This is a genomic window from Massilia agilis, from assembly GCF_024756255.1.
GTDB lineage: Bacteria > Pseudomonadota > Gammaproteobacteria > Burkholderiales > Burkholderiaceae_D > Telluria > Telluria agilis.
In genome coordinates this window covers 39,193-51,389 of the sequence record NZ_JANUHB010000009.1, presented here as the reverse complement: position 1 = coordinate 51,389, position 12,197 = coordinate 39,193, and the positions used below count along the sequence as shown (strand labels likewise).

The window sequence follows — 12,197 nt, the reverse complement described above, 5'->3', positions numbered from 1 at the left end:
GTGGGCACCGGCCCGACGCACGGCACGCTGGTCTTGAATGCGAACGGCAGCTACGAGTACACGCCTGCAGCGAATTACAACGGCCCGGACAGCTTCACCTACACGGTCAGCGACGGCTCGGGCAGCAATACCTACAACGTCAGCATCACGGTCAATCCGGTGAACGATGCACCGGTGCTGGCGGTTTCGCCCGTCACCGTGGGCCAGGGCGCGACTATTACGCTTAGCACGAGCTACCTGAACGCGACCGATGTCGACACAGGCAACGGCAGCCTGACGTACACCGTCACCAGCGCGCCGGGCAAGGGCACCATCACGGTCAACGGCACGGCTGCGACCACGTTCACCCAGCAGGACGTCATCGACGGCAAGGTGAGCTACACGGCCAACAGCTACGGCAGCGATCAGAGCGACAGCTTCAGTGTGTCGGTTTCGGACGGTGCCCTGACGGATGCGAAGCCGGTCGCCGTGACGATCACCTCGGCCAACGTGGCGCCCACCAGCACTGGCGGCGCGGTCACCACGGCCGAGGATACCAACTACGTCTTCAGCGCGTCGGACTTCAACTTCAGCGACTTCAACACCGGCGATGCGATGACCAAGGTCAGCATCTCGGCCGCGCCAGGTGCCGGCAAGCTGCAGGCATTCGTCAGTGGTGCATGGCAGGACGTCGGCGCCAGCGCCAGCGTCACCACAGCGGAGATCAATCTCGGCCATCTGCGCTTCGTGCCGGTCGCGGATGCCAACGGTGACCCGTACACCACCTTCACCTACAAGGTGTATGACAACGCCAGCGCCGCATCCAGCGATGCGACGATGACGGTGAAGGTCACCCCGGTCAATGACCTGCCAGTGGCCGCTGACGGAACGATCACGACCAACGAAGACACCAGGGCGACTGGCAACCTGCCGGCAGCCACCGACGTCGATCACGATGTGGTCACCTACGCCAGCGCGACCGGCCCGTCGCACGGCACGCTGGTCGTGCATGCCGACGGCAGCTACGAATACACGCCGGCCGCAGACTACAACGGCCCGGACAGCTTCACCTACACGGTCAGCGACGGCTCGGGCAGCAATACCTACAACGTCAGCATCACGGTCAATCCGGTGAACGACGCGCCGGTAGCCCACGGCGGCGCGAGCGGGACTGGCACCGTCGGCGAACCGCTGACGCCAGTGTCGGTACCGGCCTTCACGGACATCGATAGCCCGACCATCACCTACAGCGCGACCATGGCCGACGGCAGCCCGCTGCCGGGATGGCTCAGCTTCGACCCCGCCACGCGAACGTTCTCTGGAACGCCGCCTGCGGACGCCATCGGCGCGCTGCAGTTGAAAGTGCTGGGCAGCGACGGACAGTTGTCGGCCAGTGCGGCGGTCACGCTGACCGTGCTGAACCCGGCTGCACCGCAGCAAACGGTGAGCATCGCGACGATGACGAAGGACACCGGCGCATCCGCCACCGACTTCATCACCGCCGACGGTTCGGCCAACCGGACCGTGAGCGGCACCTTGAGTGCGCCCCTCGGCACCAACCAGGTCGTCCAGGTGTCGTTCGACGGCGGCGCAACCTGGACGAACGCCACGACGGACGGCACCAGCTGGAGCGCGGTCGATGGTGGCGCCCATACGGCCGGCTGGAAGATCGTGGCCCGGGTCACCAATACCGCAGCGAACCTGCACGGCGCCGCGGACAATCGCGACGTTGTCCTCGACACGACCGTACCCGCAGCGCCGACCGTCAATGACGTGGTCACCGAATCGACCAGGCCAGTGTTGACCGGATCGGCCGACGTGGGGCAGGGCGAAACCTTGCGCATCACCATCAATGGCGCAAGCTATGACGTGGTGGCGCAAAACGGCAAGTGGACACTCGACCTGTCCGCTGTGTCGGCGCAGCCGCTCAATGTGGGCCAGTCCTACGACGTTACTGCGACCGTGACCGACCTCGCGGGCAACCATCGCGATGGCAGCGGCAAGGTCATCGTGAACGAGAAGCCGCAACCGACACAGGCACCGACACAGGCGCCGACGTCGGCACCGACGCAGGCGCCGACACCGGCACCGACCGAAGCGCCGACGCAGGCGCCGACCCCGGCGCCGACCGAAGCGCCGACGCAGGCACCTACCCAGGCACCTACGCAAGCGCCTACCCAGGCCCCGACCCCGGCGCCGACGCCGGCCCCGACGGCGCCACCGCCGCCAGTTGTCGAGCCGGTGCCCTCGGCGCCCCAGCCCACTGCCGCGCCCACGCCAGTGGAAGCGCCGTCGGCTCCGCCGGTGGCTACGACGCCGTCGCAGACCACGACCGTTCCGCTGGACCAGCCGGCGCCCGGCAGTGTGGTCGGCGCGGACGCGCAGCACCTCACCTCCGGCCAGGGGACCCGCGCGCTCGAGACCAGCAGCGAATTGCAGATCACTCGCAGCGCAGAGCTGAGCGACGTGTACACCCGTTCCGAAGGTTTCCGGACCGTGGTGGCCAAGGCGGACGAACCGGCGCTGGTGCTGTTCCAGGGCGTGCCCGACCAGTACGTGGAAAGCGGGACGCACCTGTCGCTGACGGTGCCGGCCGACGCGTTTGCGCACACCCAGCCCAAGGCCATCGTGCGGCTCGCCGCCCAGATGCAGGACGGCCGCCCGCTGCCAACCTGGGTGCAATTCAACGGTCAGACCGGCCAGTTCACAGGCGACGCGCCGCCGGGCATGCGCGGCGAGCTGCGCATCAAGATCATCGCGCGCGACATGGACGGGCGCGAGGCAGTGGCGCTGTTCCGCGTGAACGTGGGCCAGGGCCGCGTGGCCGGACAGGTCGAAAATGCCCCGGTGGGCAAGCCCGGCTTGTCGCAGCAGCTGCGAGCCGCCGGTTCGCGCCCGGCCGCGACACCGCCGCAATCACGATAGGTTTGGATGGACAGGCAAAATAACGCCGTCGCGAATCCGTTCGCGACACTGGTCGACATGGCGCACCGCGCGCGCCACGTCGAGTCGGCTGTGGAACTCGATTTCCTCGCCGTGAACGGAACGCATGCGCTTGCGCCATACCGGCAGGCTGCGCTGTGGTTCGAGGACCGCCACGTATGCGCGCTGTCGGGCGTGGTACAGATCGAGGCCAATGCGCCGTACGCGCAGTGGATCGGACGCCTGTGCGGCGAGCTGCGCCGGGCCGGACCGGTCGGCGCATTCGACGTGCCCGAGCCGTTCGCCCAGGAATGGGGCGAGTGGCTGCCGGCATACGGCTTGTGGCTGCCGCTGCCGGTGCCCGGCGAGACTGGCGAGGAGCTGCGCGGCGGCTTGCTGCTGGCGCGCGACATCCCGTGGATGGACCACGAGGTGGCGCTCTTGAGCGAATGGGCCGATATCCTGCGCCATGCGATTGCGGCGCGCCGGCGCCCGGTGCGCTGGACGCCGACGGCGATCCGCAGCCGCATCCGCCAGCGGATTGCTGCCGACAAGGCCGCCGGACTGCCGTGGTGGCGCCGCCGGGCGGTGCAGGCTTCGCTCGCGCTGGCCGCGGTCCTGTGCATCCCGGTGCGGCTGACCGTGCTGGCGCCGGGCGAGCTGGTGCCTGCCAATCCGGCCGCGATCCGCTCTCCGCTCGAAGGCGTGATCGCGCGCTTTGATGTCAAGCCGAACGACTTCGTGAAAAAGGGCCAGCCGCTGTTCGAGTTCGACGAAGCCGAGCTCCTGTCACGCGCGGCCGTCGCGGCACAGGCGCTCGCCACCGCCGAGGCGGAATACCGGCAGGCGCTGCAGCAGGCGCTCACCGACGGAAAGTCGAAGGCGCAGCTGGCCACCTTGCAGGGCAAGATCGAGGAACGGCGCGCCGAAACCGACTACCTGCAGGGCCAGGCCGCGCGCGCCCGCGTGACCGCGCCGCGCGACGGCATCGCCTTGTTCGACGAGCCGAGCGAGTGGGTAGGCCGCCCAGTGCTGACGGGCGAGCGCATCATGCGCATCGCCGAACCGCGCGACGTGGAGGTCGAGGCGTGGCTTGCGGTGGGCGACGCGATCCCGCTTGAACCTGGCGCGCCGGTGAGCCTGTACCTGGCCTCCGGCCCGCTCGACGCAGTCGATGCGCGTGTGCGCTACGTGGGCTACGAGGCGGTGGCCCGACCCGACGGCAGCTACGCCTACCGCGTGCGCGCCACGCTCGACGCGCCGAGTGGCCAAAGGGTGGGGCTGAAAGGCACGGCCAAGCTGTCCGGCGGCCGCGTGCCGGTGGTGTACTGGATCTTGCGCCGTCCGCTGGCGACGGTCCGCCAGGCGCTGGGATGGTAGCGATGGAACAAGCGTTGCGGCTGCCGCCGCTGCGCGAGGAACTCAGCCTGCATGCCGGGCCCACGCTTGCCAGCGGGGAGCCGAGCCACACGCTCGAGGACCCGGTGCGCAACCAGTTCTTCCGCATCGACTGGGTCACTTTCGAGATCCTCAAGCGCTGGTCGCTCGGCAACCCCGATGACATTCTGCTGTCGCTGCGCGCCGCCACGCCGCTGGACCTTGGCGTGGCCCAGGTCGAATCGGTGCTGCGCTTCCTGGTCGACAACCAGCTGGTGCAGCCGGACCCGCTCGGCTCGGTCAAGGCCATGGCCGCGCGCCACAAGGCCGCGCAGGGCAAGTGGACCACCCAGCTGCTGCATCATTACCTGTTCTTCCGCATCCCGCTGGTCAAGCCGGACCGCTGGCTCACCCGCGTGGCGCCGTCGTTTGCATGGCTGTTCTCGGGGGCCTTCATGCGCCTGACGCTGCTCGCATTCCTGGTTGGCGGCACGCTCGTGTGGCGCAGGTGGGACGAATTCGCCAGCACCCTTGCCGGTTCGTTCACCACCAGCGGCCTGCTGGCCTATGCGCTGGCGGTTGTGTTCGTGAAGTGCGCGCACGAGATGGGACACGCGCTGACCGCCAAGCGTTACGGCTGCCGCGTGCCGGCGATGGGCGTGGCCTTCTTGGTGCTGTGGCCCGTGCCGTACACCGATACCAATGACGTGTGGCGCCTGTCGAACAAGCGCCAGCGCTTGCGGGTTGCGGCGGCCGGGGTGGCGACCGAACTGACGGTCGCGGTGTGGGCCACGCTGGCGTGGGCCGTGCTGCCCGATGGCGTGCTGCGCTCGATCGCGTTCCCGCTGGCCACCACCACCTGGATCGCCACGCTCGCGATCAATGCCAGCCCGTTCATGCGTTTCGACGGCTATTTCGTCGTCTCGGACTGGCTGGACATGCCGAACCTGCATGGGCGCGCGTTCGCGCTGGCGCGCTGGCAGCTACGCGAGTGGCTGTTCGCGCTGGGCGGGCCGCCGCCTGAATTTTTCCCGAAGCGGCGGCATTGGGGCCTGGTGCTGTTCGCATGGGCGATCTGGCTGTACCGCCTGGTCCTGTTCCTCGGCATCGCGGTGCTGGTGTATCACTTCTTTATCAAGCTGGTTGGCATTTTCCTTTTTTGCGTCGAGATGAGCTGGTTCGTACTGCGCCCGATTTTTACCGAACTGCGCGAGTGGTCGGCACTCTGGCCCGCCCTCAAACGCAGCCCGCGCGCGCGCCGCAGCGCCGCGCTGGCCGCCCTGGTTGCGCTGCTGTTCGTGGTGCCGTGGCCCACGCGCGTGCAGTCCGGCGCCGTGCTGCGCCCGGCCGACGTGTACCCGATCCACGCGCCCGAGCATGCCCAGGTGGTCGTGCTGCCGTTTCATGAAGGAGCCCAGATCAAGGCCGGGCAGGTGATGGTGCAGTTCGCCGCGCCCGAAACCAGCAGCCGGCGCGAGGCACTGCAGGCGCAGGCCGAGCGGCTGCGCTGGCAGCTGGGCGCGTCCGGTTTCGATGCCGAGCAGCGCGCGCAGAGCGGCGTGCTGCGCGAGCAGCTGGCCACGGTCGAGGCCCAGCTCGAGGTGCTCGATGACGAAACCGCGCGCTACACGCCGGTAGCCCCGTTCGACGGTACGTTGCGCGACGTGCAACCGGAGCTGGCGAGCGGCGTCTGGGTCGGCAAGCGCGAGCGCGTTGCGGTGCTGGTGAGCGACCGCGCGCACGAAGCGAGCAGCTACCTGGACGAGGATACGGTGCGGCGCGTGGCGGTGGGCGACAGCGCGCGCTTCTACGCCGACGGCCTGGCCGGCCCGGCACTGCGGCTGACCGTGACCAGCATCGACCGCGACGCCAGCCGCACCCTGCCCAGCGGGCTGTGGTCCGCGCAGCAGGGCGGAACGGTGCCGGCGCGCGAAAAGCAGGGCGAGTGGTATCCCGAGCACGCGGTGTACCGCGTCACCTACCGGGTGGACGAGCCGGCGCAGGAACTGGCCGGGCATGCGTGGCGCGGCAAGGCCGTGATCGACGCGAAATGGGAAGCGCCGGGCGCACGCTTCGTGCGCGCACTCGCGGCGCTGGTGTGGCGCGAAGCCGGGTTCTGAGCGGCGGGCCGCTGGCGAATCAAGCGGTGGCCGGCGGCGCGTCCGGCACGATCACCTTGCCGAAGTAGCCGTACTGGAGGCTGGCCGCGATGCGCTTGCCGACCAGCTGGAACTCATGCGCCACCGGCGGCTCGAACAGTCGCTCGGTGGTCTTGAAGAACATGCCCAGCCACAGGCGGAAGTGGTCCGGCTCCACGCCCGACAGCGCCATGTGGGTGCCGAACACGTTGCCCTGGAAGTTGTGGGTGCCCAGCATCACGGTTGACCAGAACTCGACCATGCGCTCGAGGTGCGCATCCCAGCGATCGCCAATGGCTTTGTCGAACACCGGGCCGAGCACGGCATCGGCGCGCACGTCGTCATAAAACTCGTGGACCAGGGTATGGATGGAAGAGCGGTTCAGCGGCAGCGAGGACATGGTGCAGTGCAGTAAAAGATGATCACCGAATGCTACTCCTCGGGCACGCTTAAATCAACAAAGCGAATGTATGTTTTATGCGAGGATGCGGAACAAACGGCTGCTCGCTCATCATTTCTGTGCGACAATCCATGTTTCCCGGCGGATACATTGATCCGCACACTGCGACACACGAGATGGACAGCTTTCGAATACCGCGGCCACACCGGGGACGAGCCCGGCCGCGTCGCTTCACATGAGTACTTCGTTCGGCGCATTCAGCAAGCGCGCCGCGGCGTCCCGTGGCGTGCGCCAGCGCAGCCCAAGGAACGAGCGCGAGCAGGTCGATCGCCTGCGGGCGCGCTTTGACCTCATCTGCCAGGCCACCTCGGATGGCCTGTGGGACGCCGAGGTCGATCCCGACCCCGCGCGCCTGACCGATCCGGCCGCACCGTTCTGGTGGTCGCAACAGTTCAGGAGCCTGCTCGGGTTTCGCGACGAGCGCGAATTCCCCAACGTGCTGGGCAGCTTCCTCGCGCGGCTTCACCCCGAGGACCTGGAACCCACGCTCAACGCCTTCCGCGCGCACGTGCAGGACCGCAGCGGGCAAACGCCCTACGACGTGGCGTGCCGGCTGCGCTGCCGCAGCGGCGAATACCGCTGGTTCCGCGCGCGCGGCCACACCCGGCGTGCGGCGGACGGGCGCGCGCTGCGCGTCGCCGGCGCAATGACCGACATCACCGACCGCAACACCCTGGTGACGGTGCGCCGCAACGCCGAAACCATCATCGCCAGCCTGCCGGCAGGACTGCTGATCCTGGACGAACTGCTGCGCGTCGTGGGCTCCAATGACGTCATCCACCAGATTCTGGGCCTGGTCGGCGCGGACGACATCCGCGGCCTGCCGATTGGCACCGTGCTGCCACAGGAAGCGGTGGCGCGGCGCGCGCGCGACATGCTCGAACGCGGCGGCACCTCGCATGGCATCGAGCTGCGGCTCGGCGACAAGTGGCTGCGGCTCGCGATGACGGGCGTCGCGCTGGACGACGGCCGGCGGGTGCTGATCGTGGCCGAGGACGTGACGGCCGAGCAGCGACTGCGCAAGCAGGCACGCGAGCACGCAACGCGCCACCGCGACCAGGCGGCGCTGCTGGACAAGGCGCGCGACGCGATTGTGGTGCGCGGCATGGACGGGACCATCCAGTTCTGGAACAAGGGCGCGGAGCGCATGTACGGCTGGAGCGCAGACGAAGTGCTGGGGCGCCAGTCCGACCCCTTGCTCTACCCGACCCCGGGCGCCGGCTCGGCGCTGGCGGCCGACGCGGCGCTCGCATCGGGCGAATGGAGCGGCGAGCTGGAACAGCGGCGCAAGGATGGCAGCGTGCTCACGGTCGAGGGCCACTGGACGCTGGTGCGCGGCGAGGACAACGAGCCGAAGTCCTTCCTGGTCATCAATACCGACGTCACCCAGCGCAAAGCCAGCGACGAGCGCATTCGCACGCTGGCCCTGTACGACACGCTGACCGGCCTGCCGAACCGCTCGCTGTTCGCCGACCGGCTGAGCCAAGGGCTGGCCGCGGCGGCACGGGAAGGCGGCGAGCTGGCGGTGCTGTTCATCGACCTGAACCGCTTCAAGGAAATCAACGACACCCAGGGCCATGGGGTCGGCGACGAGGTGCTGGTCAAGGTGGCGCGCCGCTTCCAGGGCGCGCTGCGCGAGCACGAAACGCTGGCGCGCCTGGCCGGCGACGAGTTCGTGGTGATCGCGCAGGCGGCAGGCCGCCACGCCGCAGCCGCGATCGCGGGCCGGCTCGAACAGGCGCTGGCCGAGCCGGTCGGCGCGCGCGGGCACACCTTCTCGGTCGGCCTGTCGATCGGCATCTCGATCTATCCCGAGGACGGGGCCAGCATCGACGACTTGCTGCGTTGCGCCGACATTGCGATGTACCGCGCCAAGGCCGGCGGCGGCGGCCACTTGTTCTACCAGCCGCAGATGAGCGTGGGCCTGGCCGAGCGTATGGAACTGGCGCGCGACCTGATGCGGGCGTTTAACCAGGGCGAGCTGCAGTTGTACTACCAGCCGCAGGTGAGCCTGGACAGCGGCGAGCTGGTGGGCGCAGAGGCGCTGGTGCGCTGGCAGGACCGCGAGCGCGGCTGGGTCAGCCCGTCGGTGTTCATCCCGATCGCCGAGGCGCGCGGCATGATCGGCGCGCTCGGCAGCTGGGTGCTGCGCGAGGCGTGCCGCCAACTGGGCAGCTGGCGCCAGCGCGGCCTGCGCTTTCCGGGACGGCTGTCGGTCAACCTGGCGGCACAGCAGCTGGAGCAGGCCGGCATTGCCGAGCGCATCCAGCAGATCGCCGGCGAAGCCGGGGTCGAGCCGGACTGCCTGGAGCTGGAGCTCACCGAAAGCGGCCTGATGGCCAACGTCGAGCGCGCGATCGGCATCATGGGCACGCTCAAGGAGGCCGGCTTCTCGATCGCGATCGACGACTTTGGCACCGGCTACTCGTCGCTGGCCTATCTCAAGCGCCTGCCCGCGGACAAGCTCAAGATCGACATCTCGTTCGTGCGCGAGATGCTGACCGACCGCCACGACTACACCATCGTCAACACCATTATCGGCATGGCGCGCAACCTGCGGCTGAAGGTGATCGCGGAAGGGGTGGAGCAGCCGGCCCAGGCCGAAGCGCTGCTCGCGCTGGGCTGCGACGAGGCGCAGGGTTACTACTACGGCAAGCCGGTGCCGGCGGAGGAATTCGCGCGCCAGTGGCTGGCCGCGCACGCCTGATGGACGTAGGGTGGGCACTTGTGCCCACGCGGGCAAGCGTCGGCTGACGCGCCGCGTGGGCTCGAGAGCCCACCCTACGAAAAGCGCCGTTATCCGGCCTTCAGCATGCTGCCGCTCTCGCGGTAGCGGGTGTGCCAGTCGAATGCCTTCTCCAGCACGTGCGGGGTGTGGCCGCCGCGCTGTTTGGCTTCCGCCACGTACTCGCGCAGCATGTCCTGGTAGGGCGCGGCCACGCAGTTGGCGATGATGACGTCGGCGCGTTCGCGCGGCGCCAGCCCGCGCAGGTCGGCCAGCCCCAGTTCGGTGACGATGATGTCCACGTCATGCTCGGTGTGGTCCACGTGGGTCACCATCGGCACGATCGACGACACCTTGCCGCCCTTGGCAATGGACTTGGTGGCGAACACCGACAGGTAGGCGTTGCGCGCAAAGTCGCCCGAACCGCCGATGCCGTTCATCATGTGCGTGCCCAGCACGTGGGTCGAGTTGACGTTGCCGTAGATGTCCGCTTCCAGCGCGGTGTTGATTGCGATGATACCAAGGCGCCGGATCGCCTCAGGGTGGTTCGACACTTCCTGCGGGCGCAGCACCAGGCGGTCCTTGTAGCGGCCGAAGTCGCTGAACACCTGCTTGCTCTTGCTCGGGGAGAGCGTGATCGACGAGCCGGAAGCGAAGTCGAGCTTGCCCGCGTCGAACAGGTCGAAGGTCGAGTCCTGCAGCACCTCGGAGTACATCGTCAGGTGCTCGAACGGGCTGTTGGCAAAGCCGGCCATCACCGCGTTGGCGATGGTGCCGATTCCGGCCTGCAGCGGCAGCAGCTGGCGCGTCAGGCGGCCGGCCTCGATCTCGTTTTCAAAGAAGTTGACCAGGTGCCCGGCGATTGCAGCGGTCTCGCTGTCGGGCGGCTGGATCGACGAGGTGCTGTCGACCTGGTCGGTGATGACCACTGCAACGATTTTCTCGAACGGGATGTCGATATAGGGCACGCCCACGCGCTGGTTTACCGACACCACCGGCAGCGCTTCGCGCGTCGGGCGCGCTTTCGGAATCCAGATGTCGTGCAGGCCCTCGAGGTCGGGCGTCTGCGACAGGTTGATCTCGACGATCACCTTGTCGGCCAGGATCGCGAAGCTGGCGCTGTTGCCCACCGAGGTGGTGGGGATGATGGCGCCGGACTCGGTGATCGCGACCGCTTCGATGATCGCCACGTCCACCGGCTTCATCTGGCGCGAACGCAGGGTTTCCACCGTCTCCGACAGGTGCTGGTCGATGTACATCACTTCGCCGCGGTTGATCGCCGCGCGCAGCACGGGGTCGGCCTGGAACGGCATGCGGCGCGCCAGCGCGCCCGCTTCGGTGAGCAGCTTGTCCGTGTCGTTGCCGAGCGATGCCCCGGTCAACAACGTAATGCGCAAGGGCTCGTGGCGTGCGCGTTCGGCCAGTGCGGCGGGCAATGCTTTGGCATCGCCTGCACGGGTAAAGCCGCTCATTCCGACGGTCATGCCGTCCCGGATCCAGCTTGCTGCCTCCTGCGGGCTGGTCACGCGTTGCATCAGGCGCGGGCAACGGATGCGGTCTTCGTAGTTGTCTTTCATGGATGTCTCTAGTTGTGATAAATGGTTTGGTGCTTCAGTTCAGGCAGTAGCCCGTTGGCGCCAGTGGCGCCGGAATGTCGTCGTCCCCGAGCGATTCGCGCAGGTCGATCTCGATGGTGCGGCATAGCGCATCGAGCGGCAGGTCGTTGGCCGAGGTGCCGAACGGCTCCTCGATCTCGTCGCCCAATGCGTCCAGGCCGAAGAAGGTGTAGGCCACGATCGCCACCACGAACGGCGTCATGTAGCCGATCGAATCGACCAGGCCGAACGGCAGCAGGAAGCAGTACAGGTAGGCGGTACGGTGCAGCAGCAGCGTGTACGAGAACGGGATCGGGGTGTTGCGGATGCGCTCGCAGGCGGCGACCGTGCCGGCCATGTGCGCGAGCGTGGCGTCGAGCGCGGGGACGATGCAGTGTTCGAGCCGTCCCTCGCGCGCGGCGCGCGCAAGGTCGGCACCCATTTCGAGCATGAGCAGGTGCGGCAGGTTGGCGCCGCGCTGCAGGCGCTGCCATTCGGCCGGGTCGAGGAAGGGCGCAAGCTCGGCGTCGGCGCTGGAGCCGCGCAGCCGGTGCTTGAGCGCGTAGGCGAACGCGATCGCGCGGCGCACCATGCGCGCGCGCAGGTCGGCCGGGTCGCGCGCGTAAGGCAGGTGGGGGTCGATCAGGGTCAGGCACTGGCGCGCCAGGTTGCGCGACATGAGCACCAGCTCGCCCCACTGCTTGCGGCCTTCCCAGTAGCGGTCGTAGGCGGCGTTGTTACGAAAGCCGAGGAAGATCGCCAGCGGCAATCCCATCAGCGTGAACGGAATGCTGGTGAGGGTGATCTTGTGGTGCCACAGCGCGCCGTCAGTCCAGGTGACGACGACCGCGAGCAGGGTGGTGACGATCAGGCTGTTCCTGATGGACGGCAGGATCGAGCCGCGCATGACCAGGAACAGACGCAGGCCGGACGGGCGGTCGCGGACAATCATGCGCGGCCCCGCGCGGACACCCGTGCAAAATGTCTTCGATCGGTCATGC

The 12,197-nt window shown here is 68.2% G+C and carries 7 protein-coding genes; 4 read left to right on the top strand and 3 right to left on the bottom strand.

What is annotated here, in order from left to right; all coding sequences use genetic code 11:
- From NX774_RS23125 to NX774_RS23115, 3 genes are all read left to right on the top strand, one after another.
- The coding region (locus NX774_RS23125; protein WP_258824654.1) for a tandem-95 repeat protein at positions 1-2,904 on the top strand (2,904 nt) is incomplete at its 5' end.
- Positions 2,905-2,910: 6 nt separating this feature from the next.
- On the top strand, positions 2,911-4,281 hold the full coding sequence (locus NX774_RS23120) for an efflux RND transporter periplasmic adaptor subunit (RefSeq protein WP_258824653.1): 1,371 nt from the start codon (positions 2,911-2,913) through the stop codon (positions 4,279-4,281).
- A gap of 2 nt (positions 4,282-4,283) precedes the next feature.
- Entirely contained in the window at positions 4,284-6,398 is a 2,115-nt protein-coding gene (locus NX774_RS23115; protein WP_258824652.1) for a site-2 protease family protein, read from the top strand.
- A 19-nt stretch (positions 6,399-6,417) separates the two neighbouring features.
- Here the strand turns inward: NX774_RS23115 and NX774_RS23110 are convergent, their stop codons facing one another.
- The gene (locus NX774_RS23110) at positions 6,418-6,816 is read right to left on the bottom strand and encodes a group III truncated hemoglobin (protein ID WP_258824651.1); all 399 of its coding nucleotides are present in this window, start codon (positions 6,814-6,816) and stop codon (positions 6,418-6,420) included.
- 235 nt (positions 6,817-7,051) lie between these two features.
- On the opposite strand from NX774_RS23110, the gene NX774_RS23105 reads away from it, so the two are divergent.
- Complete coding sequence (locus NX774_RS23105; protein WP_258824650.1) at positions 7,052-9,583, top strand: bifunctional diguanylate cyclase/phosphodiesterase; 2,532 nt, start codon at positions 7,052-7,054, stop codon at positions 9,581-9,583.
- Between the two features lie 89 nt (positions 9,584-9,672).
- Here NX774_RS23105 and scpC read toward each other — a convergent pair whose 3' ends face one another.
- Together scpC and NX774_RS23095 are read right to left on the bottom strand one after the other, a co-directional pair.
- Entirely contained in the window at positions 9,673-11,178 is a 1,506-nt protein-coding gene (gene scpC, locus NX774_RS23100; RefSeq protein WP_258824649.1) for a succinyl-CoA:acetate CoA-transferase ScpC, read from the bottom strand.
- Positions 11,179-11,212: 34 nt separating this feature from the next.
- Positions 11,213-12,148 (bottom strand): bestrophin family protein, encoded by a 936-nt coding sequence (locus NX774_RS23095; protein ID WP_258824648.1) that lies wholly within the window; start codon positions 12,146-12,148, stop codon positions 11,213-11,215.
- Positions 12,149-12,197 lie beyond the last annotated feature (49 nt).